The sequence below is a fragment of the Streptomyces sp. NPDC006798 genome (assembly GCF_040635975.1).
Taxonomy (GTDB): Bacteria; Actinomycetota; Actinomycetes; order Streptomycetales; family Streptomycetaceae; genus Streptomyces.
The window spans coordinates 1-23559 of the sequence record NZ_JBEYIS010000021.1; the positions used below are offsets into that span (position 1 = coordinate 1).

At 73.8% G+C, this 23559-nt stretch carries 21 protein-coding genes; 6 read left to right on the plus strand and 15 right to left on the minus strand.

Annotated elements, in window-relative coordinates:
* Positions 1-429: 429 nt before the first annotated feature.
* On the minus strand, positions 430-1116 hold the full coding sequence (locus ABZ714_RS16385; protein WP_358825895.1) for a DUF3000 domain-containing protein: 687 nt from the start codon (positions 1114-1116) through the stop codon (positions 430-432).
* Between the two features lie 90 nt (positions 1117-1206).
* On the opposite strand from ABZ714_RS16385, the gene hemE reads away from it, so the two are divergent.
* Complete coding sequence (hemE, locus tag ABZ714_RS16390) at positions 1207-2271, plus strand: uroporphyrinogen decarboxylase (protein WP_358825896.1); 1065 nt, start codon at positions 1207-1209, stop codon at positions 2269-2271.
* 55 nt (positions 2272-2326) lie between these two features.
* Here hemE and ABZ714_RS16395 read toward each other — a convergent pair whose 3' ends face one another.
* Together ABZ714_RS16395 and ABZ714_RS16400 are read right to left on the minus strand one after the other, a co-directional pair.
* Positions 2327-3718, minus strand: coding sequence for an FAD-dependent oxidoreductase (locus tag ABZ714_RS16395; RefSeq protein WP_358825897.1), 1392 nt, complete (start codon positions 3716-3718; stop codon positions 2327-2329).
* A 69-nt stretch (positions 3719-3787) separates the two neighbouring features.
* Complete coding sequence (locus tag ABZ714_RS16400; RefSeq protein WP_358825898.1) at positions 3788-5005, minus strand: DUF4349 domain-containing protein; 1218 nt, start codon at positions 5003-5005, stop codon at positions 3788-3790.
* Positions 5006-5167: 162 nt separating this feature from the next.
* Here ABZ714_RS16400 and hemG point away from each other — a divergent pair, with 162 nt between their 5' ends.
* Entirely contained in the window at positions 5168-6670 is a 1503-nt protein-coding gene (hemG, locus tag ABZ714_RS16405; protein ID WP_358825899.1) for a protoporphyrinogen oxidase, read from the plus strand.
* A gap of 4 nt (positions 6671-6674) precedes the next feature.
* Entirely contained in the window at positions 6675-7388 is a 714-nt protein-coding gene (gene hemQ, locus ABZ714_RS16410; protein WP_358825900.1) for a hydrogen peroxide-dependent heme synthase, read from the plus strand.
* Positions 7389-7534: 146 nt separating this feature from the next.
* Here the strand turns inward: hemQ and ABZ714_RS16415 are convergent, their stop codons facing one another.
* The 8 genes from ABZ714_RS16415 to ABZ714_RS16450 form a co-directional block, all read right to left on the minus strand.
* Complete coding sequence (locus ABZ714_RS16415) at positions 7535-9172, minus strand: alpha/beta hydrolase (RefSeq protein ID WP_358825901.1); 1638 nt, start codon at positions 9170-9172, stop codon at positions 7535-7537.
* Positions 9173-9308: 136 nt separating this feature from the next.
* Positions 9309-10070: a TIGR04222 domain-containing membrane protein gene (locus ABZ714_RS16420; protein WP_358825902.1), complete on the minus strand. Its 762-nt coding sequence runs from the start codon at positions 10068-10070 to the stop codon at positions 9309-9311.
* A gap of 59 nt (positions 10071-10129) precedes the next feature.
* Positions 10130-11164 carry a TIGR04222 domain-containing membrane protein gene (locus ABZ714_RS16425; protein WP_358825903.1) on the minus strand — a complete coding sequence of 345 codons (1035 nt, stop codon included), beginning with the start codon at positions 11162-11164 and terminating at the stop codon, positions 10130-10132.
* A complete protein-coding gene (locus tag ABZ714_RS16430) occupies positions 11161-12144 on the minus strand; it encodes a TIGR04222 domain-containing membrane protein (RefSeq protein WP_358825904.1) in 984 nt (327 codons plus the stop codon). The genes ABZ714_RS16425 and ABZ714_RS16430 overlap by 4 nt, the downstream gene beginning before the upstream one ends.
* 112 nt (positions 12145-12256) lie before the next feature.
* Positions 12257-13240, minus strand: a complete 984-nt coding sequence (locus ABZ714_RS16435) for a TIGR04222 domain-containing membrane protein (RefSeq protein WP_358825905.1) — start codon at positions 13238-13240, stop codon at positions 12257-12259.
* 401 nt (positions 13241-13641) lie between these two features.
* Complete coding sequence (locus tag ABZ714_RS16440; protein ID WP_358825906.1) at positions 13642-14643, minus strand: TIGR04222 domain-containing membrane protein; 1002 nt, start codon at positions 14641-14643, stop codon at positions 13642-13644.
* A 4-nt stretch (positions 14644-14647) separates the two neighbouring features.
* Positions 14648-15961: a DUF692 domain-containing protein gene (locus tag ABZ714_RS16445; protein WP_358825907.1), complete on the minus strand. Its 1314-nt coding sequence runs from the start codon at positions 15959-15961 to the stop codon at positions 14648-14650.
* 549 nt (positions 15962-16510) lie between these two features.
* Positions 16511-17293 (minus strand): peptidyl-tRNA hydrolase, encoded by a 783-nt coding sequence (locus tag ABZ714_RS16450; protein ID WP_358825908.1) that lies wholly within the window; start codon positions 17291-17293, stop codon positions 16511-16513.
* Positions 17294-17450: 157 nt separating this feature from the next.
* On the opposite strand from ABZ714_RS16450, the gene ABZ714_RS16455 reads away from it, so the two are divergent.
* On the plus strand, positions 17451-18125 hold the full coding sequence (locus ABZ714_RS16455) for an AIM24 family protein (RefSeq protein WP_358825909.1): 675 nt from the start codon (positions 17451-17453) through the stop codon (positions 18123-18125).
* A 105-nt stretch (positions 18126-18230) separates the two neighbouring features.
* Positions 18231-18431: a hypothetical protein gene (locus tag ABZ714_RS16460; RefSeq protein ID WP_358825910.1), complete on the plus strand. Its 201-nt coding sequence runs from the start codon at positions 18231-18233 to the stop codon at positions 18429-18431.
* Positions 18432-18448: 17 nt separating this feature from the next.
* Here ABZ714_RS16460 and ABZ714_RS16465 read toward each other — a convergent pair whose 3' ends face one another.
* On the minus strand, positions 18449-19309 hold the full coding sequence (locus tag ABZ714_RS16465; RefSeq protein ID WP_358825911.1) for a polysaccharide deacetylase family protein: 861 nt from the start codon (positions 19307-19309) through the stop codon (positions 18449-18451).
* 159 nt (positions 19310-19468) lie between these two features.
* Between ABZ714_RS16465 and ABZ714_RS16470 the strand changes: the two genes are divergently transcribed.
* Entirely contained in the window at positions 19469-20011 is a 543-nt protein-coding gene (locus ABZ714_RS16470; RefSeq protein ID WP_358825912.1) for a cupin domain-containing protein, read from the plus strand.
* 92 nt (positions 20012-20103) lie between these two features.
* Here ABZ714_RS16470 and ABZ714_RS16475 read toward each other — a convergent pair whose 3' ends face one another.
* The 3 genes from ABZ714_RS16475 to zapE all read right to left on the minus strand — a co-directional run bounded on the left by ABZ714_RS16475 (position 20104) and on the right by zapE (position 23528).
* Positions 20104-21465: an alkaline phosphatase PhoX gene (locus ABZ714_RS16475; protein ID WP_358825913.1), complete on the minus strand. Its 1362-nt coding sequence runs from the start codon at positions 21463-21465 to the stop codon at positions 20104-20106.
* A gap of 349 nt (positions 21466-21814) precedes the next feature.
* Positions 21815-22240: an OsmC family protein gene (locus ABZ714_RS16480; RefSeq protein ID WP_358825914.1), complete on the minus strand. Its 426-nt coding sequence runs from the start codon at positions 22238-22240 to the stop codon at positions 21815-21817.
* A gap of 214 nt (positions 22241-22454) precedes the next feature.
* Positions 22455-23528 carry a cell division protein ZapE gene (gene zapE, locus ABZ714_RS16485; protein ID WP_358825915.1) on the minus strand — a complete coding sequence of 358 codons (1074 nt, stop codon included), beginning with the start codon at positions 23526-23528 and terminating at the stop codon, positions 22455-22457.
* Positions 23529-23559: the final 31 nt, after the last annotated feature.

Here is a 23559-nt window from a genome sequence, read left to right on the forward strand (position 1 = left end):
CCGGCGGCGCGTTACAACCCGGGGGCCGGGCCGCGGCCGGGGGGGTGTGGGGCGCGCCGGCCCCCCCCTGCGCCGGGGGGGGGGGCGCCCCCCCCATCGCCGAAGGCATAGGGGCGGAACGCCATGCCCCGGAGCCTGTGGGGGGCTCACCCTCCCCTGCCGACCGCGCGCGGTCGGTGGCTGGTCGCGCAGTTCCCCGCGCCCCTGGTTGCCCCTCCTGACCGCCCTCGGAAAGAGACGGGCCCTCCTATCAGAGGCTGCCCCATGCAGGGGCAGCGCCGGGGAGAGCATTCAGGGGCGCGGGGAGCTGCGCGACCAGCCGCGCACGGTCCGCGGACCGCCGACGACTCGGGGTCGCCGAGCGGAGCCCGGGTTGTCGGGCGATGCCGGGAGGGCCGAGGCGCTGGGTGGGGCCCCTGACGAGGCGCGTCAGCGGTGCTGCGGCCCCCGCCGCTGGGGGAGCGTCACCACGCCCGTGACCGTCTCCGCCCCGCCCACCGGGACCGGTGGCAGGCCCGCGATCTGGCAGAGCAGATCGCACCAGGCCGCCAGGTGTGCCCGGGTGTCCGGTACCCCGCCGGTGTCCTCGCGGGGGGTCCAGGACGCCCGGATCTCGATCTGGGTCGCGGGGCGGCGCGCGGAGAGCCCGCCGAAGTAGTGGGATCCGGCCCGGGTGACGGTGCCGCTGGGTTCCCCGTACGAGAGCCCCCGCGCCTCGAGCGCGCCCGTCAGCCACGACCAGCAGACCTCGGGGAGCAGCGGATCCGCCGCCATTTCCGGCTCCAGCTCGGCCCGGACGAGCGTGACCAGGCGGAATGTGCCCTGCCAGGCGTCGTGGCCCGCCGGGTCGTGGAGCAGGACCAGCCGGCCGTCCGCCAGGTCGTCGCCGTCGTCGACGACGGCCGCCTCCAGGGCGTAGGCGTGCGGGGCCAGCCGCTGCGGGGGCCGGGCGGGGTCCACCTCGATCTCCGGGCGCGGCCGGGCCGCCCGCAGTGCCTCGACGGCGAGCCGGAACGCCCGCGGGACGGTGTCGTCGTCCGCGCCGTCCCCGGTCCCCGCGCCGTCCGGATGTGAATGTTCAGCATGATCGGAAAAACGTCCCTGAGCCGCAGCCATGCGGGGAAGACTAGGCGGAACGCGGCTCCCTCGCAGGGAAGGACACCCGGCGGGGCCGCCGGTTTTCCGGGCCGTGCGAAGATTTGGGGCGTGAGCGCCAACGACCGCCCCTCGGGCCAGCCGCCGAAGACGTACGATTCCGCCTTTCTGAGGGCCTGCCGCCGGGAGCCGGTGCCGCACACCCCCGTCTGGTTCATGCGGCAGGCGGGGCGGTCCCTGCCCGAGTATCTGAAGCTCCGTGAGGGCATTCCGATGCTGGAGTCGTGTATGCGGCCCGAGCTGGTCAAGGAGATCACCCTCCAGCCGGTGCGGCGGCACGGCGTCGACGCGGCGATCTACTTCAGCGACATCGTGGTGCCCCTGAAGGCGATCGGGATCGATCTCGACATCAAGCCCGGCGTGGGCCCGGTCGTCGCGGAGCCGATCCGGACCCGGGCCGATCTGGCCCGGCTGCGCGATCTGACCCCGGACGACGTGGCGTACGTCACCGAGGCCATCGGGCTGCTCACCGAGGAGCTGGGCGCCACGCCGCTGATCGGTTTCGCGGGCGCCCCGTTCACCCTCGCCAGCTATCTCGTGGAGGGCGGCCCGTCCCGCAACCACGAGCACACCAAGGCGCTGATGTACGGCGACCCGGAGCTGTGGGCCGACCTGCTGGACCGGCTCGCGGAGATCACCTCCGCCTTCCTGAAGGTCCAGATCGAGGCCGGGGCGAGCGCCGTCCAGCTCTTCGACTCCTGGGTCGGCGCGCTCGCCCCCGCCGACTACCGCCGTTCGGTCATGCCCGCCTCCGCGAAGGTCTTCGACGCGGTCGCCGGTTACGGGGTGCCCCGGATCCACTTCGGTGTCGGTACGGGCGAACTTCTCGGCCTGCTCGGCGAGGCCGGGGCGGACGTCGTCGGCGTCGACTGGCGCGTCCCCCTCGACGAGGCCGCCCGCCGGGTCGGCCCCGGCAAGGCGCTCCAGGGCAATCTGGACCCCGCCGTGCTGTTCGCCCCGCGCGAGGCCGTCGAGACGAAGGCCCGGGAGGTGCTGGCCGCCGCGAAGGGCCTGGAGGGCCATGTCTTCAACCTGGGCCACGGGGTGCTGCCCACCACGGACCCGGACGCGCTGACCCGGCTGGTCGAGTTCGTCCACACCGAGACCGCCCGCTGACCGCGGGCTCGTCAGGACCGGCCGGTACGGGGACGCCCCGTACCGGCCGTACGTCCTACCGGGACTCCACCGCCCGGACCGCCTTGCGGGCCGCGACCAGGACCGGGTCCCAGACCGGGGAGAACGGCGGGGCGTACCCCAGGTCGAGCTGGGTCATCCGCTCGACCGTCATTCCGGCCGTCAGTGCCACGGCCGCCACGTCGACCCGCTTCGCCGCGCCGTCCCGGCCCACGATCTGGAGCCCCAGCAGCCGCCCCGAACCGCGTTCCGCCAGGATCTTCACGGTCATCGGGGCGGCGCCCGGGTAGTACCCGGCCCGGCTGGTGGACTCGACGGTCGCCGTGACGTACTGGAGCCCGACCGCCTTCGCGTCCTTCTCCCGCAGGCCGGTTCTGGCGATCTCCAGATCGCAGACCTTGCTGACGGCCGTGCCCACGACGCCGGGGAACGTGCCGTAGCCGCCGCCGATGTTCGCGCCGATGATCTGGCCGTGCTTGTTGGCATGGGTGCCGAGCGGAATGTGCCGCTCCCGGCCCGAGACCAGATCCAGCACCTCCACGCAGTCGCCGCCCGCCCAGATCGCGTCCTCGCCCCGGACCCGCATCGACAGATCGGTCAGCAGTCCGCCGTACGCCCCGGTCGGCAGCCCCGCCGCCCGGGCCAGTGCCGTCTCCGGCTCCACCCCGATCCCGAGGACCACCACATCCGCCGGATACTCGGCGTCCGCCGTCGCCACCGCCCGGACCCGGCCGTCGGCGCCGGTCAGGACCTCGGTGACCTCGGCCCCGTTGACCGTGGTGATACCGAGCCCGTCCATCGCCTCGTGCACCAGCCGCCCCATATCGGGGTCGAGGGTGGCCATCGGCTGCTCGCCCCGGTTGAGCACGGTCACGTCGAAGCCCCGGAGCAGCATGGCCTCCGCCATCTCCACCCCGATATAGCCCGCGCCCACCACCACCGCGCGCCGTGACCGGCCGCCCTCGCCGGGGCCGAGGGCGCGCAGGGTGTCCAGCAGGGCCTGGCCGTCGCCGAGGTTCTGGACGCCGTGCACCCCGGGCGCCTCGATACCGGGGATCGGCGGGCGGACCGGCCGCGCCCCGGTGGCGATCACCAGCCGGTCCCAGCCGGTCCAGGACTCCGTACCGTCGTCCAGGTCCCGGGTCCTGACCCGGCCCCGGTCGGTGTCGATCTCCGTGACCTCGGTCCGCGTCCGCAGCTCGATCGCCCGGGCCCGGTGCTCCTCGGGCGTCCTGGCGATCAGCTCGTCGCGTTCCCCGACCCGCCCCCCGATCCAGTACGGGATCCCGCACGCCGAGTAGGAGGTGAACCGGCCGCGCTCGAAGGCGACGATCTCCAGCTCCTGCGGCGGGCGGAACCTGCGCGCCTGCGACGCGGCGGACATACCCGCCGCGTCGCCCCCGATGACCACCAGTCGTTCCGTTGTCATGGGCCACACGCTACGCGGGGGTCCGGCCGGACCCGGCGGCCCCGTGTCCGTCGGGTCCGGCCGGACCGGTCACGGGCGCGCCGTGGTGCCCGGATCTCCCGGAATCTCCTGGTCCGGGCCGCTACCGGCGCCCTTCGACGGGGCCGGTCCACCGGCCGAAGCCCGGGACTCCGTACCGCCGCCGTCCCCGGCCGGACCGCCGTCGCCGTCGGCGGTGCCGTCCCGGTCCGGGCCCTCGGCCCAGTACGTGGCGCTCCTCCTGGGCATCGCCCCCCGGCGCAGGGCGCGCCGCCGCAGCGCCCACCAGATCGCGGCGCCCAGACCCAGCGGCAGCAGGAACGGCAGTACGGCCCCGATCACGACCGCCGTCCAGCGGACCGTCGACACCAGCGCGTCCCAGCCGCCTTCCAGCGCGTCCCCGACGCTCGGGTCGTCGTCGTCCTTCGGCTCCGCCAGCTTCTCCGCCGGTATCCGGTAGTCGAGCGTGATGGTCGACATCGCCGACCGGTTCCGCAGCGACGACCGCTGGGCCAGCAGCGACTCCAGATCGGCCTGCCTGCGGCCCAGTTCGGACTCCAGCGTCACGATGTCCGACAGCTTCTCCGCCCGGTCCATCAGCTCCCGGACCCGGGCCACGCTCGCCCGCTGGCTGGCGATCCGGCTCTCCACGTCCACGACCTGGTCGGTGACGTCCTTGGCGTCCGCCTTGCGGGAGAGGACCTTGCCGCCGCGCGCCAGCGCCGTGAGGGTGGCCTCGTACCGCTCCTGCGGTACCCGGATCGTGAGCACCGACCCGCCGGACGCCACATCGCCCTCGGCGGTCGACCTGGTGGGGTCGGGCTCCTGGCCGAACCCCGAGGACTCCTCGCCGACATAGCCGCCCTGCGCCGCCGTGATCCGGCGCGCCTCGGCGACCGCCTTCGCCACGTCGGCGACCTCGATCCGCAGTTCGGCGGTTCTGATCACATGGACCGCCGCCGCCGGGAGCGGCTTGCCCGTGCCGCTCGCGTTCGCCCCGCCGGTGCCCGGTTTCGAGGCGGGCGGCGCCGCCTTCCCGGTGCTGGCCTCCCGGTCGGTCCGCTCGTCGGCGGCGTCCGGATCCCGGGCGGTGTCCCCGGCCCCGGCGCCGTCGTCCGGGGCCGCTCCGTCCCCGGTTCGGCCCTCGGCCCGTGCCGCGTCCGACGTCGCCGCCTTCTCGTTGTCGCCGCCCGCACTGCAGCCCGCCAGAGTCAGTCCCCCGGCCAGTACGAGCGCGGCCCAGGCCCGCCGTGTCCTCGCGGTACGCATCTCCGTCACCCCCCTCGGCGCGGTACCGGTTCCCGGTGCCGCGCGCGGTGTTCTCGGTCGTCCGTCGTCTCTTGGACGCACCGGCCCCGCGTACCGTTTGCCCCGCGCGGTTCCGAACCGGTCACGTTCGGGACTCGGAACGGCGTTTGAGAGAGTGGGGACATGGATTCAGCGCATTCCGGCGCCGTCGCCGACCCCGACCCACGTCCCGCCGCCGACCGCGGCACCACCCCGGGAGGCCCCCCGGGCCGTGCCGTCGTCGTCGGCGGCGGTATCTCCGGACTCGCCGCCGCGCACCGGCTGACCGCCGCGGGCTGGCGGGTGACCCTGCTGGAGGCCGCCGCCCGGGTCGGCGGCAAACTCCACGCGGGCGAGATCGCCGGTGTCCCCGTCGACCTGGGCGCCGAGTCCGTACTCGCCCGCCGCCCCGAGGCCGTCGAACTGGCCCGGGCCGTAGGACTCGGCGACCGGCTCCAGCCGCCCGCCACCGCCACCGCCGCCGTCTGGACCGGGGGCGCCCTGAGGCCGATGCCCAAGGGCCATGTGATGGGCGTCCCCGCCGACTCCGCGTCCCTCGCCGGACTGCTCAGCGCCGAAGGCCTCGCCCGGATCGACCGGGAGCGGGAACTGCCCCCCGCCGACCTCGGCGAGGACGTCGCCGTCGGCCGCTACGTCGCCGACCGCCTCGGCCCCGAGGTCGTGGACCGGCTGGTGGAGCCGCTGCTCGGCGGGGTCTACGCGGGGGACGCGTACCGGATCTCGATGCGGGCCGCCGTACCCCGGCTGTTCGAGTTCGCCCGCCGCACCCCGTCCCTGCTGGACGCCGTACGCGCCGTCCAGGACGAGGCCCGGGACCGGCGGCAGGACGGGCCCGTCTTCCTCGGGATCGACGGCGGGATCGGCACGCTGGCCACCGCCGTCGCCGACGCCGTGCGCGCGGCCGGCGGCGAACTGCGGACCGGTACCCGGGCCCTCGGCCTGGCCAGGACCGCCGACGGCTGGCGGGTCCGTACCGACCGTGACGAGGTGCTCACCGCCGACGCGGTCGTCCTCGCCACCCCCGCCTGGTCGACCGCCGAGCTGCTGGCCGCCGAGTGCCCGGCCGCCGCGGCCGAGATCGGCCGGATCGAGTACGCCTCCATGGCCCTGATCACCCTCGCCTTCCGCCGCGCCGACGTCGAGGGCGCCCTGCCCGGCGGCAGCGGCTTCCTGGTCCCCTCGGCCGACGCCCCCACCATCAAGGCCGCCACCTTCTCCGCCCGCAAGTGGCGCTGGGTGGACGAGGCGTCCGCCGCCGACGGCCTCTTCCTGCTCCGGACCTCCGTCGGCCGCTACGGCGACGAGGACCACATCCACCGCGAGGACGGCGAACTCGTCGACGTCTCCCTGCGCGACCTCGGCACCGTCACCGGGCTCGCCGCCCGGCCCGTGGCGAGTACCGTGACCCGCTGGATCGGCGGACTGCCCCAGTACCCGGTCGGCCACCCCGCCCGGACCGCCCGGATCCGTGCCGAGGTCGCGAAACTCCCCGGTCTGGAGCTGTGCGGAGCCGCCTACGACGGGGTCGGCATTCCCGCCTGCGTCGCCGACGGACGGCGTGCCGCCGACGCGATCACCGCGATGCCGACCCGGGCGCGGGCCACCGGTGAGGACGCGGGACAATAGCCTCATGAGTGCGCCAGAAAAGATCCCCAACGCCGGCAAGAAGGCCAAGGACCTCAACGAGGTCATCCGCTACACGCTGTGGTCGGTCTTCAAGCTGCGCGACGTGCTGCCCGAGGACCGCTCCGGCTGGGCCGACGAGGTCCAGGAGCTGTTCGACAAGCTCGCCGCCGAGGACGTCACGATCCGCGGCACGTACGACCTCTCCGGGCTCCGGGCCGACGCCGATCTGATGATCTGGTGGCACGCGGAGACCGCGGACGAGCTCCAGAACGCGTACAACCTGTTCCGCCGGACCCGGTTCGGCCGGACGCTGGAGCCGGTGTGGTCCAACATGGCGCTGCACCGCCCCGCCGAGTTCAACAAGTCGCACATCCCGGCGTTCCTGGCGGACGAGCGGGCCCGCGACTACGTCAGCGTCTACCCCTTCGTGCGGTCGTACGACTGGTATCTCCTCGCCGACGAGGACCGCCGCCGAATGCTCGCCGACCACGGCAAGATGGCCCGCGGCTACCCCGACGTCCGGGCCAACACGGTCGCCTCGTTCTCCCTCGGCGACTACGAGTGGATCCTCGCCTTCGAGGCCGACGAACTCCACCGGATCGTCGACCTGATGCGCCATCTGCGCGCCTCCGAGGCGCGGATGCACGTCCGCGAGGAGGTCCCGTTCTACACCGGCCGCCGCAAGTCCGTGGCGGAGCTGGTGGCGGACCTCGCCTGACGAACTCCGCCCGGAAAGGCGGTCGCCGTCACGGCGACCGCCTTTCCTCTGAGAAGATTCTCCGCGGAGGAGGTCCGGGGGCCGCGTCGTCCCCGGCAGTGAACCGGAGGCGGGTCCGCGCGGGCCGCCTCCGTTGGCCCGGAAGATCAGACGGCGGGACGCGGCAGCACGGGCTGCGGCAACCGTCGCTCCAGCGACACCGGGTCGGGCTCCGGGTGCGGCGCGCACGACGCGCGCCGCACCGGCGCCTCGCCGCGCACCAGATAGTCCTCCAGATAGGCGTTGACGCAGTCGTTCGAGCCGCCGCCGACGCCGTGCGTGCCCGCGTCCTCCTCGGTGATCAGCACCGCGCCCTTCAGCCGCCGCGCCAGCTCCTTCGCCCCCTCGTACGGGGTCGCCGCGTCCCGCTCCGCGGCCAGGATCAGTACCGTCGGCAGCGCGCCCCAGCGGGTCCGTACCTCCAGCGGCCGCTGCCTCGGCGGCGACCAGAACGCGCACGGCAGATTCATCCAGGCGTTGTCCCAGGTCTCGAACGGCGCCTTGCGGGCCAGGGCGTCGTTGTCCCGCTCCCAGACCGCCCAGTCGGTGGGCCAGGGCGCGTCGTTGCAGAGGTTCGCCGTATAGACGGCCCGGGAGTTCTCCGACTCCGCCGCCCACTCCTTCTTCGGCGACGCCTGCTGGACCAGCGGCTTCTCATTGCCGCGCAGATACTCGGAGAGCGCCTTCGCCCGCGCGGGCCAGTAGTCGTCGTAGTAACCGGCGCCCAGGAAAGCCGACTGGAGCTGCGCCGGGCCGACCGTACCGCCCGCGGGCTCCACCGCGAGCCGGGCCTTCACCTCGTCGTAGCGGCGGCCCACCGCCCCGGGCGTGTCGCCGAGGCCGAAGACGTCGTCGTGCCGGGCGACCCAGGCCCGGAAGTCGGCCCAGCGGGCCTCGAAGGCGAAGGACTGGTCGAGATTGCTCCGGTACCAGATCTTCTCCACACCCGGGTGGACCGCCGAGTCGAAGACCATCCGGCGGACGTGCGAGGGGAACATCGTGGCGTACAGGGCGCCGAAGTAGGTGCCGTACGAGGCGCCCATGAACGTCAGCCGCTCCTGGCCGAGCGCCGCCCGCAGTACGTCCAGATCGCGGGCGTTGTTCAGGGACGTGTAGTGGCGCAGCGCCGGACCGGAGCGGCGGGCACAGCCCTCCGCGTACGCCCTGGCCTCCGCGACCCGCTCCCGCTTGAACGAGCGGGAGGGGTACGTCTCCGAACCCGACGGGGCCTTGATGTGCGCCGAGGGCTCCTCGCAGGAGATCGGCGCCGACCTGGCCACCCCCCTCGGGGCGTAGCCGACCAGGTCGTAGGCGCGGGCGATGCCCTTGAACGCGTCCAACTGGCCGACGAGCGGGAAGAACATACCGGACGCGCCGGGGCCGCCCGGGTTGTAGACCAGCGCGCCCTGGTGTTCGGCGGGTTCCCCGGCGGCCGCGATCCGGCTGACGGTCAGGGTGATCCTCGTGCCGTCCGGGTCGGCGTAGTCGAGGGGGACCTCGACCGTGCCGCAGCCGACGGTTTCCGGCAGGCCCTCGGAGTCCGGGCACGGCCCGAACGCGACGCCCTTCGCGGCGGCCCGTTCGGCGGCGACCGCGGTGCCCCGGGTCTCCGGGCCCGGCGGGTCGGCCCGGAGACCGGCGGCGGGCCCGGAGGCCGTACCGCTCGCGGCCGGAACCGTCAGCGCCGACAGGACCAGTGACCCCAGAGCGGCCACCAGCCCGTATCCCGCCCCTCGTGTCCTCACGTTCGGTATCCCTCTCCGCCGACGGTATATGACATACGGTCAAGGGATTTTTCGGGGTATGTGTCGAGCTGTAAAGCACCTTTGTTCGGTGTCGCGGCCAATGACCCCGATGCGCCGTACGGTACGCCGCGCGCCCCTACCGGCCGCCGTCGAGCGCCCGGCGCAGCAGCGGATCGTCGAGGGTGCCGGGGCCGCCGACGGCGAGCGCCGTGAGCCGCTCCCGCTCGTCGCCCTCCGGTGCGGCGATCGGCCCCGACAGCGCCGTCCGGCCCTCGGGGGACGCCCAGCCGAGATAGGGCCGTACCTCGATCCGGCCGATCAGCAGGGCGCTGAGGGTGAGCAGCAGCGGCAGGGCGAACCAGGCCAGCACCGCGGGTCCGGGCGGCCCGCCGCCCGGCAGCGCCAGTGCGGTCACCGCGAGGGCCGGTACGGCGACGGCGGCGGTGCGGATACCCCGTACCGCCGCGACCGACCGGGTCCTGGCGGTGTCGGGGACGGCCAGCCCGGCGCCCGCCAGCCGGTCGGCGATGGCGCGTACGGCGTCGGCGGATCCGGCGGCCCGGCGGACGGCGTCCGTCCTGGCCTGATGGCCCGCCGGTCCTATCGCCCGGATCACCGAACGTTCCAGTACGTCGTCGGTCCTGGCGTCGACCACGGTGGCCCAGCCGGTATGGGCGAGCAGCAGCGCCCGGCGGCGGTGCATCGCGACCAGGGTGACGTCCATGACCCGCCCGGGGCCGCCGGAGAGGAAGGCGGCCTCGTGGAGGGTGAGCGCCCGCGGCGGGTGGAAGGCCCGGTGGGCGGGGGGCCGGGCGGCGGCCACGGCGGCGGCGCACAGCCGGGTACAGGCCACCGCGGCCGTGGCCCAGGCGGCGACGAGCAGAAGGATCCGGAGCATTGGCGAGTTGTACGCGACGAGGAGCCGGGGCCGCCACGGATTTTCGCGGAGTGGACGGCTCAGACACTCGCCGAGGCGCACGCGGAGCCGCCACCCCCGCCCCCGCAGGACGAGCCGCCGCCGCTCCCGCAGGAGGAACCGCCGCCGCTGCCGCCGCAGGAGGAGCCGCCTCCGCCGCCTCCGCAGGCCGAGCCTCCGCCCCCACCGCAGGAACCGCCGCCGCAGCCCGAGCCGCCGGTGCCGCCGCACCAGTTGACCTCGTCCGTACCACCGCCACCCAGAACCCCCAGGTCCACGGCCGCCACGGTGACGGAGACGGTCGCGGCGTCCACCAGGAGATCCCGGGATCTGCCGTAGGCGGCGTGCCGGGGGCCCTGGAGCGCCACCCGGGCCGTGCTCCCCTTGCCGTAGGAGCGGCGATACCGGCCCAGGGCCCGGAGTCCGGCGGGTGTGATGCCGCCGCGGGTCACCACCGCGCACAGATGGGCGACGACCGCTGCCGGGCCCAGCACGGGCACCATCATGAAGATGAACGGGGGACCCGCGCTCTCCAGACCGAACCCGATGACGAAGGTCAGCACGAAACAGACGGGGAGACAGAGAAGAATCCCGGTGTTCTGGAGCCGGGCCCAGCGGTGCACCACCCGGCGGACCGTCGACGGCCGGGCCAGCAGTCCCCGTTCGGCGAGGCTGTCGCCGATCGCCTGGACGGCCCGGGAGCGCGCCGTACCGGCGCGCAGGGCGGGGAGGGGGACTCTCTCGGTCTCCTCGATCAGTTCGATGACGGTCCGTGCCACGGGTTCCGCCGCATCGCCCCCGCGCCGGACGCCGATTCCCGGCACCACGACATCGATCACACCGTCGGCGTGGAGTTCGGCGAGAGCGGTATCCGCGACCCGGGCGGGGCCGCCGCTGAGGAAGGCCGCCTCGTAGTAGCCGGTGACCCGCCGGTCCGCGCCCCGGGCCCGCCGTATCCCGAGACAGATGGTGACGGCCGACGCGACCGCCAGCAGCACGGTGAGGGCGGCGATGACCGCGATGGCCGGGACGAGGAAGGGGATGTCCCGGTACCACTCGGCGACGAAGTCGTTCATACGCCGCCTCCGCAGCCGCCGCCTCCGCCGCACGAACCGCCGCCGCCTCCGCCGCAGGCGCCCCCGCCTCCGCCGTCCCCGCCTCCGCCGTCCCCGCCTCCGCCGTCCCCGCCACCGTCGGCGGAGCCGCCGCAGCCACCACCGTCGCCCGAATCGGACGAGCACCAGGCGCCGGTGGTGCCGGAGCCGCCGGTGTACGAGCTTGGGCCGCCTGGGGCGAAGACGGGCACCCCTGCCGCGCCCATCATGATCCTTCTGACGATCGCATCCTCGACCGACTTCGGCCCCTTGATCGCCATCAGGACACCGGGGTTCACGGTCCGGTTGTGCCGGCCCTGGTACAGCCCCAACGCGGCACGTCCCTCGGGGGAGAGCCGGATCCGCGCCCGCGTTCTGGAGAACCTGGCGACCAGTACACCGATGAAGAACAGAGGTGGGAGGGCGATCAGAGGTGGCGCGGCGGCGGAATCGTGGAAGAAGGCGACGAGGCCGATGGAGACCGGGATACCGATGGTGCAGACGACGAACTGGATCCCGGCCCAGCGGTTCACGGCGTCGCGCGCGCGGCTCGGACGGATCAGGAGTCCGCGGCCCGCGAGATCGTCGCCGAGCCGCTGGACGGCGGGTGAGGTCGTGACCTCCTTCCGCAGCGCGCCGATCGCGCCGCTCTCGGCGCGGCGCACGGTGTCGAGCACGACGCGCGGGATCTCACCGGCGACGGTGGTGTCGGCGCGCCGGGGGGCGATCACACCGGGCCGGGCGATGGTGACCATCCCGTCGGTGTGGAGCCGCATGAACGCGGTGTCCGCGACACGTCCCGGCCCCCCGCTGAGGAAGGCGGCTTCGTAGAGGTCGTCCAGAGGGACCCGCCGGACCCGGCCGGGCGCCCTGCTGGTCACCACGGCGGCGATGAGCAGAGCCGCGGTGAAGGCGGTGACGAGCGCTGCGGCGGCGACCGCCGCCGTGGTGGGGATGTCCATGGGATGTCTCCTGCCGAGTACTCCGATGGGCTCGGGCCGACCCTGGCCGGGCCCGCCCGAGCGCTGCGCGGGGCGAGATGACGCCGATCCGGTAAGACGACCGCGCGGCTGCTCAGCCCCCGCCGCCGCCCCCGCCGCACGAGGAGCCGCCACCGCCGCAGGACGAACCCCCGCCTCCGCCGCACGAGGAGCCGCCGCCGCCGCAGGAGGAGCCACCACCGCCGCAGGAGGAGCCGCCCCCGCCGCAGGACGAGCCGGCGCCGTTTCCGCCGTACGAAGAGCCACCGTCGGAGCCGCTGCCGCACCATACGGCTGCCGTGACCCCGACCGCCCCGCCCGAGACCGGTACCGCGATCGGTACGGCCGCGGCGGCGAGCAACAGCTCACGGGTCGAGGTGTCCGACGCGCCCCGCGGGCCGCGCAGCGCCACCCCGGCAGCGGGCAGGTTGTGGGAGGCGTACTGGAACCGGTAGGCGCGAACCGCCTTCCACCCGGCGGAGGTCGTACGCGGCGGGAGCGCGCCGACCACGACGGCGGTCACGATCAGACAGGGGATGATCAGCGGAACGACCATGACCGCCAACGGCACACCGCCGTCGTAGCCGAAGACCGTCCGCAGGACGACCGCCGGAATCGCCACGGCCAGCAGGATCAACTGGGCGATCGCCCAGCGGCGGACGGCGCGGCGGCCGGACCCGGGCCGGACGAGCAGCCCGCCCCGGGCCAGCCGGTCGCCGATCTCCTGGACCACGGGGGAGAGCGCCACCTCCCGCCGTACGTCACCGAGCGCCCCGCTGCCCGAACTGCCCAGGGCCGTGACGACGGCCTGCTGTACGGGGTCGGCGGGGGCCTCGCCGGTGACGGCGACCAGGCCGGGCACGACGACCCGCAGCCGGTCGGTGGCGATCATGCCCGCCACGGCGGTGTCCACGACCCGGGCCGGACCGCCCGTCAGAAAGGCGGCCTCGTAGTGGTCGGGATCCCTCCGCCGGGGCTCGGTGACCCGGGGCCAGAGGGCGAAGGCGGCGACGGCGAGGGCCGCCGTGAGGACGAGTAGAACCCCGTCGATGAGAAGTGCTTCTGCCACGGTACTCATGGGGGCACCTCCTGACTCGTTGTCGTAGGGATGAAGTGGTGAACAGGGTGTTCCGTCGCCCGCGAGGCGGGACCGGGGATGCCGGTACCGGCCCGCGGGGCACTGCCCGGCTGCACGGGGCCGCCGGTGGTTCATGGGTGTACTGAGCACCCGGAGGGACGGATTTCCCTTCGGGTGGATGCCGTGGCGGCCGGTCCGGCGGGGCGGCCGGTTCACGACCCGACGACGGGCACGGCATGCCGATCGGCGTACGGCGAACGGTTCGGGACGCGCGGTCGACGGTGGGTGTTCGACGCCGCCCGGCGCCGGAACGGCTACGGCTGGAGCTACAGGTAGGGGGTGCGGGTACCGTACGCGCCCCGGCCGGTCAGCACGCCGGGACCGCGGATATCACGGCGGGATCAGCCGCCGCATCCTCCACAACCGCCGCAGCCGCCACCGCAGCCGCCGTCGCCCCCGCCTCCGCCGTCACCGCCGCCTCCGCCGCAGCTCGCACCGCCCCGGTTGTCGACGCTCCCGCCGCAGCTCTTGGCCTCGTCACCGCCGCACCAGGACTCCTGTCCCGCGGAGTCGCCGGAGCCACCGGTCTCACCGGAACCACCGGTGGCGACGGCCGGGCCCGCGGCGAGCGCGACGATCCCCACGGCCGCGGCGGCCACCATCAGCCCCCGTACCGTGCTGTCCTGGACTCCGCCGAGCCCCAGTACGGCGACCCGCCCGGCCGGTGTCTCCGGCTCCTTGTGCTTCGTCCGGTACGTTTCGAGAACGCGCGCCCCGTTACCGGTCAGCCGGTCGCTCGCCTTGTCCGCGACCAGGGCCGACACGATGAGACCGACCAGCAGCCCGGGGCCCACGTACAGCACGAACGGGCCGTTCACGCCGTCCCAGTCACGGAGATAGCTCACCACCGTGACCGCGATCGAGCCGAGGATGCCCCAGAAGAACAGCCCCGCCTGGAAACCGCCCCAACGGCGGATCACCCGGCGGTCCCGGCCGGGCGGAACCATCAGCCCCTGGTCCGCGAGGCCGGTACCGATCCGCTGGACCACGGACGAACGCGCCGCCGTGTGCCGCAGGGTGTTCAGCGCGCCGTCCGGTACGACGTCCGCGGCGTCCAGCACCGCGCGCTCCACCGGATCGTGGGCCTCCGCCCGCTCGACCGTGACGATGCCGGGCTCGGCGATCCGGATCCGGCCGTCGGCGCTCATCGCGGCGAGCGCGGCGTCCACGGTCCGCAGCGGGCCGCCGCCCAGGAACGCCGCGTCGTACGCGTCCTCCACGACGGCCTTCGTCCCGTGGCCGCGCCGGTGGCGGCGGTGCGTGGTGATCCCCTCGACGAGGATCCAGACCGTCAGAACGCCGACGACGACGTTCACCAGGACGGAAACGGTACCCAGTTCCACAGGGTCACCTCCTGACGAGCACGGCACGCGCCGCGCGGAAGATCCGGTCCGTACGGCGGCGCGGACGGATCCCCGCCCGCTCCTGCCACCAGCGCGTCAGCCGCTCCCGGGCCGCCGGGTCCTCCGGACAGCCCTCGACCAGCAGATGCTCGGCGAACGACATGGCGTCACGCCGGTAACCCGACCGCATGGGCCGGTTCCTGGCATAGGCGAGGAACGCGCCCCGGTACTCCCGGCCCAGGATCTCCGGCAGCTCCGGCGCGATCTTCGCCACCACCCGCGACCGCTTCACCGCCAGCGCCCGGCTCTGCACCCGCAGCCTGCGCTGATCGAACTCCTCCGGCGCGGGCGTCCCGGCGACCAGCGCCGACAGCAGCGCGGCCTGGGCGATGCCCAGCCGCTCCCGCGCGGCCTCGTCGGCCGCCGGGGGTGCGGGCTCCGACTCCGGCTCGTGCTCGGGCTCGGGCGCGGGATCCCGCCGGGGCGGGCGCGACGACTCCAGCACCGAACGGATCGTGGCGAGCTCCGACGCCAGCTCGGCCTCCGGCGGGAAGTCGTCGTCCCGCTCCAGCAGCACCCCGGGCGGCGCGACCCGCGACGTCAGCTCACGCAGTACGTCGAGAACCTGCTCCGGCACCGGATGGGCATGGGTGTCGTGCCAGACGCCGTCCCGCTCGACCCCGCCCGCGACATGGACGTACGCGATCGCCTCCACCGGCAGCTCCGCCAGCGCCTTCGCCGGATCCTCGCCCCGGTTGACGAAGTTGGTATGCAGATTGGCGACATCGATCAGCAGCCGTACGCCGGTCCGCTCCACCAGCTCCGCGAGGAACCGCCCCTCCGACATCTCCTCGCCCGGCCAGGCGATCAACGCGGCGATGTTCTCCAGCGCCAGCGGCACCGGCAGTGAATCCTGGGCGATCCTGACGTTCTCGCAGAGCACCGCGAGGGCGTCCCGGGTCCGGGGCACCGGCAGCAGATGACCCGCCTCCAAGTGCTGCGAAGCGGTCAGCGGACCGCCCGCGCGGACGAACGCGATGTGCTCCGTCACCAGCGGCGAACCCAGCGCCTCCGCCCGCTCGGCGAGATCCCTCAGCCGCCGCTCGTCGGGCCGGTCGGCTCCGCCGAGCCCCAGGGACACTCCGTGCGGGACGACGGTCACGCCCCGGGCGCGCAGCCGCTCCACGGATTCGGGGATATGGCCGGGGCAGATGTTCTCCGCCACCACCTCGACCCAGTCGACGCCCGGCAGGCGCTCCACCGTCTCCGCGATCTCGGGCCGCCAGCCGATGCCGGTGCCGAGTATGCCGTGCCGCATCGTTTCCTCCCCCTGGTCCCTGAACGTTACGCCCCCGCGTAGGTGTGTACGAACTATGGCCCCACGGGGCGGCGGTGAACCCCGCAACTGGGACGTTCAGAGCAGGAATTGAGGTTCCCGCGCGCGGGGCGCGTCTTTCCGGGACGCGGGGTCCGCTATCCGGCCACGCGCCGCGTGTGGCTTGTCGCGCGGTTCCGCCCCCTGTGCCTTCGGTGTTGGGGACCCCCCCAGCACCTTGGCTCTCCGGGGCACCGCCCCGAACACCCGGGCCGCGCCCGGCCGCTGATCCTTGTTCGCGGCCTGCGGGCCGCCTGTGGCCGTTCGCGCAGTTCCCCGCGCCCCTCAATGCTCTCCCCGGCACCGACCTGGAAGGTTTTCCGGTCTTGCAGGGCCCGCCTCTTGGAAGGGGCGGTCAGGAGGGCAACCAGGGGCGCGGGGAACCGCGCGAGCAACCCACCAGGGTCCGCGGACCGCGAACACGATCAGGCCGCCGGGCGCGGGCCGGGCAGCCGAGGCGCGGGGAAGGCACTCCCCGTGGCCGGGCGACGGTCAGCGGGGGAAAGAGGGGTGCGTCGCGACCACCGTGGGCGAGCCCGCGGGGATCTCCGTGAAGCCCGCGTCCCGAACCACCGGGAACCCCGCCGCCACCAGCGACTCCCAGTGGTCCTTCGGGGCCGTGCGGACCGCGAGGGCGAAGCCGTTCGCCGCCCATGCCTCGCGCTCCGCGTCGCCCAGCTCCCACCAGGCGAGCTGCGCCCCGTGCCCGGCCTGGGCCATCGCCTTGCCCGCGGACATCCCGACCCCCGGATTGAGCCAGAGGACGGGGACCCCGGCGGCGGGCGGTCCCGGGGGCTCGGGGTCGGCCAGCTCCGTACCGGAGACCTGGAGTTTGGCCAGCTCCTTCGGCCAGCCGCCGAGCGGTACCGGCGGATAGACGCGGACCTCGGCCGCCGCCCCGGTGACCGTGATTCCGGGCAGCTCCGACGCCCGCCGCCACTCCGCGCCGCGCGCCCGGCGCACCACCTTGCGGATCCGGGCGTCCTGCCAGTCGCGCATCGCGCGGGCCCATTCGCCGTCGCCGTGGGACCGTTCGTCGGCGAGGATCGTCAGGACGGCGCGGGCCGCGGTCTCCAGCGCGTCGGTACGGGCGGGCGGTGCGGTCTTCTCGATCCGGGCGAGCAGCGGCAGGACGAACTGCCGGACCTCGTCGCGGCCGGTCTCCTCGTGCCGGAACGGTGAGGAGGGCGGCTGCGCGGGCGGGGGCGCGGCGGAGGACGGCGGGGGCGCCGGGGGAGTCGGGGCCGTACCGGAAGGGGTCGAATCGCTGCTCACCCCGTCCAGTCTGCCAGCCGCGGCACCCCGCCCCTCCCGGCCGTCCTGCCCCGCCCTGCCCTTTCCGGGCCCGTCGCCCGAACCGCCCGGCGGCCCGACACGTCCGCGCGTACGCGATTCTTGGCGTAAACCGCCCGTCCGGGTGAGGATGCCCGGTATGAAAAGTGACCTCTTCTCCACCGAGAACATGGCTCAGCCCGCGACGCAGCCGGGCCTGACCCAGCAGAACGCCAAGTCGGTCAAGTACGCCGTCAACGGCGAGATGCACGCCCGCCAGGGCTCGATGGTCGCCTACCGGGGCAATCTCCAGTTCGAGCGGAAGAGCCAGGGCCTCGGCGGCATGCTGAAGCGTGCCGTGACCGGCGAGGGTCTGCCGCTGATGGTGGTCAAGGGGCAGGGCGAGGCATGGTTCGCCCACGAGGCGGCGAACTGCTTCATCGTCGAGATCGAGCACGGTGACGCGCTCACCATCAACGGCCGCAACGTCCTCTGTTTCGACGCCACGCTCTCGTACGAGATCAAGACGGTGAAGGGCGCCGGGATGACCGGTGGCGGCCTCTTCAACAGTGTCTTCACCGGATACGGCAAGCTCGCCGTGATCTGTGAGGGCAATCCGATCGTCATTCCGGTCTCGGCCCAGCAGCCGGTCTACGTGGACACCGACGCGATCGTCGGCTGGAGCGCCAACCTGGACACCTCGTTGCACCGCTCCCAGTCCGTCGGTTCGATGATCCGCGGCGGCTCCGGCGAGGCGATACAGCTGGTGCTGTCGGGCGAGGGCTTCGTCATCGTCCGCCCGAGCGAGCTGGTTCCGCAGAAGACCAGCAGCTGACACCGGGGCGCGGCGGCTGCCGCGCCCCTTGTCCCCGTGCCCGGGGCCCGATGCCGTACGCGGTGCCGGGCCCCGGGCCGTAGGCCCGGTCGTATCCTCGGAGGTATGGACACCTCGCCGTACTGCGACAGTGGACCGTTGGCCCCCGAGGGCCGGGAGGCCGAAGTGCCGGCGGCCGGGGGACCGCCGTTCGCGGAGTGCGTGCTGTGCCGGGAGCCGACCGAATATCCGGAGTCGGCCAAGGGCGCCACGCTCTGCCCGGTCTGCGAGTGGCAGGAGGCGCAGCGTACGGCCTGCTCGGGATAGGGCCCCGGCGCCCGGGGTCAGCGCCCGGAGCGCATCAGCTCGGAGACCTTCACCATGCGGTATCCCCGGCGCCGCAGCTCGGGGACGACCTTCCTGATCGCCGCCTCCGTCGTCGGCGCGGCGCTGCGGGTGCAGTGCAGGACCACCACCGAACCGGGCCGCACCCCCGCCAGGACCTGCTCGGCCACCGCGTCCGCGTCCGTCGCGAAGGCGTCGCCGCCGACCACGTCCCACTGCACCGCCGTCACCCCGGCCGGGCCGATCGCGCGCAGTGCCGCGGGGTCGTGGCAGCCGCCGGGGAAGCGGAAGTACGGTACGACGTTCCGCGCGCCCGCCGCCCGGAACGCGGCGAAGGCCCGGTCCACATCGCTCCGCATGTCCTTCGCCGCCACGGCGGGCAGCCCGTAGCAGGGGGACGCGAAGGCGTGGTGGCTGTAGGAGTGGTTGGCCACCTCGAAGCGGGGGTCCGTGCCGATCGCCCGTGCCTGGTCCGGGTACTCCTCCGCCCAGCGGCCCGTCATGAAGACCGTGGCCGGGACGTCGAGGGTCCGGAGCGCGTCGATGAGACCGGGGTTGTCGAAGCGTTCGCCGCGGGCCGCGCGCGGCCCCTGGTCGGCGGTCATATCGGCGTCGAAGGTGAGGGCGACGGTCCTCTCCGCCCGGTCGGCGGGGACGGCCGAACGGTTGAAGACGGGGGCGGATCCGCCGGGTCCCGGTGCCAGCCTCGGGGCCGCCGCATCCGCCTCCGCGCCCGTCTCGGCCTCTGTCTCCGCCTTCGCTTCAGCCGGGGGCCGGGCGGGCCGGGCCGGAGCCCCGGAGTCCTCGGCGCACCCCGCCAGGAGGGCGCCCGCCACGGCCACGGACACGACTGCGGACACCGCCGAACGTACGTTCATCATCACGGAAGGAAAATAAGTGATCATCGGGATGGTGGACGGCCCTGTTGCGGCCGTGTCGTGAACCGGGCCAGGCTGTCCACCCGAGCGGGTGCCCCGGGTGCCCGTACGGCCCGTGATACCGGCTCTGGAGGTTCCCCGATGTCCCCGCGCCCCACGGCGTCCCCCGTCGCCGGAGTACTCGTCCGCCCCGCCGATATCGGGGCGGACGGGCCCGACGGCGGGGGAGGGGGCGGCGCTGTGTGGCGGCTGGCGGAGTCCGGACGGCAGCTCGACGCCGATGTCGTCCGGGTACCGCCGGGGAGCCGGATCGACAGCCATGCCGAGACCGATCTCGACGTACTGCTGTATGTGATCGGCGGAGGCGGCGAGCTGGAGACCCCGGCCGGGGCGCAGCCGCTGGAGCCCGGCTGTGTGGCCTGGCTGCCGCACGGGGCGCGGTGGGCGGTCTCGGCCGGTGCCGAGGGGCTCCTCTATCTCACGGCGCACCGCCGCAGCCCGGGGCTCGGCATCCGTACCGCGCCCGCCGGAGCCGCCGCGCCCGCCGCGCCCGTCGTGTCCCGGGACGAGGGCGGCGAGGCGGCCTGTCTGCTCAGCCGGATCTGTCCCGGCTGCGACCGCCCCGCCGAGGACATCGGCGCCCGGTTCTGCTCCCGCTGCGGTACGGCCCTGCCGGTGGCCTGACGACCCGGTGGCCGGCGACCTCCGGGGCCCTGACGGCCCGGCCTCGGGGACCCGCCCCGCCGACGGGCCGGGTCCCCGGGGTCCGGGAGGCGTCAGTCGTGCCAGGGGCCGGTGACGGCGAAGGTCGTACCCGGGCGATAGCAGTTGACGAACATCGTCTCGCGGTCCGGCGAGAAGACCACCCCGGCGAACTCGCCCCACGCGGGGAGTTCGGGCGTGCCGATGTTCTGCCGGTTGCGGGCCATCTCGTAGATCTCGCCCCGGCGCGAGACCCCGTACACGTGCTGGGCGCCCTTGCCGTCCTCGCAGACCATCAGATTGCCGCCGGGGGCCAGACAGATGTTGTCCGGGGACTCGCCGGGGGTCTGGATGTCATGACCCGGGCCGAAGATCACCACGAGGGTGAGCCGCCGCCGGTGCGGCTCGTACTTCCACACCTGGCCGAAGTGGTCACCGGCCGAGCCCTGGCTGCTGCGGGCGTAGCTGGAGACGAAGTACACCGAACGGCCGCCCCACCAGGCGCCCTCCAGTTTCTGGGCCCTGGTGATGCCGCCGGGGCCGTAGTCCTGGGAGCGTACGGAGGTGGTGACGGCCTGGCTGTCGGGCACCGGCACCCACTCGACCCGGTCGAACGACTCGCCCGGCTCGGTGGCCGCCGACAGATCGGCGAGACCGGGGACCCGCATCGCCTCCAGCCTGCCGCCCGCGCGGAGGGAACCCGGCCCACCGAGGGGGCGGTTGGGGAGGAAGCGGAAGAAGAGGCCGAAGGGACGTCTGGCGTCCTCGGTCTGGTAGACGACCCCCGTCCTGGGGTCGACCGCGACGGCCTCGTGCTCGAACCGGCCCATCGCGGTCAGCGGTACGGCACCGGATCGGTGCGGGTCGGCGCCGTCGACCTCGAAGACGAAGCCGTGGTCCTTGGTGTAGCCGCCCTCACCGGCCCGGCTCTCGTCCTCCTCGCAGGTGAGCCAGGTGTTCCAGGGGGTGGGACCGCCCGCGCAGTTCACCGCGGTACCGGCGATCGCGACCCGCTCGGAGAGCACCCGGTTGTCGTCGTCGAGTTCGAGGACCGTACAGCCGCCGGTGGCGGCCGGGTCGTAGGTCAGCCCCGGCACCGTCGGTACGGGCAGCGGGTCGTTGGCGTCGTTCTCGTGGTTGCGGACGAGATACGTCCGGCCGCCGCGTCCGGCGAAGGCGGCCATGCCGTCGTGGCTGCTCGGCACCGGCCCCTCCCCGGAGCGCATGGGCTGCCCCTCCCGGGAGAGCACCGTATAGCGGAAGCCCTCGGGCAGATCGAGGAGTCCGGCCGGGTCGGGGACGAGCGGGCCGTAGCCCGCCCGGCCGTGGGCGGCGGCCGTACCGGCGAAGAGTTCGGTGAGCGCTCCGGCGAAGGCGATCGACGCGCCCAGCGCGCCGGTTCCGGCGAGAACGTCACGGCGTGTGGTTTCCGACATGAGGCAACTCCCTGTGGCGGACAGGAAAACGACTGACGGAGATCCGCGGGGACGCGGAAGTGTACGGAGACGTACGGGACTGCTGAGCCGGCCGAGGTCCGTACGGCCGGGGCCGGTTCGGGGCCGGTTCGAGGCTGAAGCGGGATCGGACGGGGCGGGGACGGGGGTGAAGACGGTGGTCAGGGGCGGGGAGGACACGGTGGAAGTGATCCGGGACACAAAAAGGTGACCCGCACGTATGTAACACGCACCTGGTGGGTGCGTGAACCGTGCGGGTCACCGGTACGGCTGTGAAGTCTGAAACTTGATGTTCTCCGGGTGATCTTCAGCCGTTACCCGGACGCCGGGATCAGGCCAGTTCGGCGGTGAGGGTGATGGTGGTGCCGGTCAGGGCCTGGCTCACCGGGCAGTTCTTCTTGGCGTTCTCGGCGGCGGCGGCGAAGCCGTCCGCGTCGAGCCCCGGGACCTCGCCGCGGACGGAGAGGTGGATACCGGTGATGCCCTCACCCGGCTGGAAGGTGACGTCCGCCTTGGTCTCCAGCCGGGTGGGCGGGGTGCCCGCTCCGGCCAGGCCGTGCGAGAGCGCCATCGAGAAGCAGCTGGAGTGGGCCGCGGCGATCAGTTCCTCGGGGCTGGTCTTGCCATTGGCCTGCTCGGCGCGGGACGGCCAGGAGACCGGCTGCGTACCGATACCGGACGAGTCGAACGTGACCTCGCCCGAGCCCTTCAGCAGATCGCCTTCCCAGACCGTGTGCGCCGTGCGAGTCGTGGCCATGGTGTGAAATCCCTTCTGATGGAGCACTGGTTGCGCCCTCGAACCTACTGGTCGGGGCGGTGCGCGGGAAAACCGGCCGGGCCGTGGCGGGGTCGTGATCCGGCCGCTTCGGTACCGTCCGCCCCGCACCGGACACCGGCTCGGGGGCGGACGCCCGGCTTCCGGGGCCGCCGCCTCACGGCCGGGACCCGGCGGGCCGGGGCGTCCGGCGGACTCAGCCGCCGGTCCCCTTGGCATCGCGGGCGAGCGCCGTGAGCCGGGAGATCGCCCGGAAGTACTTCTTGCGGTAGCCGCCGTTGAGCATCTCGTCGCCGAACAACTGGTCGAAGGGGACCCCGGAGGCCACCACGGGCACCTCGGCGTCGTAGAGCCGGTCGGCGAGTACGACCAGCCGGAGCGCCGTCGACTGGTCGGGCACCGGCTCGACCCCGGTCAGACAGACCAGCTCGACGCCCTCGATCAGTCTCCCGTAGCGGCTGGGATGGATCTGGGAGAGATGCCCCAGCAGATGGGGGAAGTGGTCCAGGGTCGCACCGGCCGTGGTCTGCGCGGTCTTGGTGACGACCTCGTCGGCGTACGGCGGCGGAGCCTCGGGCAGCCCCCGGTGGCGGTAGTCCTCGCCGTCGATCCGCAGCGGCTGGAAGTGCGCGGAGAGCCCCTGGATCTCCCGCAGGAAGTCGGCGGAGGCGAACCGGCCCTCGCCCAGCTTCCCCGGCAGCGTGTTGGAGGTGGCGGCCAGCGACACCCCGGCCGTCACCAGCTTCGACAGCAGCGACGAGACGAGGACGGTGTCACCCGGGTCGTCGAGTTCGAATTCGTCGATACAGAGCAGCCGGTAGTCGCCGAGTACCCGGACCGTCTCCTGGAACCCCAGCGCGCCGACCAGGTTCGTCAGCTCCACGAAGGTGCAGAACGCCTTACGGTGGCTCGGGACGGGCGCCGCGTGCCATACCGAGGCCAGCAGATGGGTCTTGCCGACGCCGTAGCCGCCGTCGAGATAGACACCGAGCGGGCCGGTGGGCGCGGCGGGCTTACGGGCGAACCAGCGCCGAGGCCCCTTGCCGTCCGCGGCTCTCCGGCCGACCCCGGCGGCGAAGGCGGCCAGCCGGGTGACGGCCTCGGCCTGGCTGGGGTGGTTCGGGTCCGGGATGTACGTATCGAAGCGGACCGTGTCGAAGCGCCACGGCGGCTCCAGCGCGTCCACCAACAGCTCGACGGAGACGGAGGGGCGGCGCGCGGCCAGCGAAGGCTGGCCGGCGGCTATGGGGCTGGTGGCAGGGGTCGGCACAGTTCACCACTGTAAGCGCCGTGCGAGACTG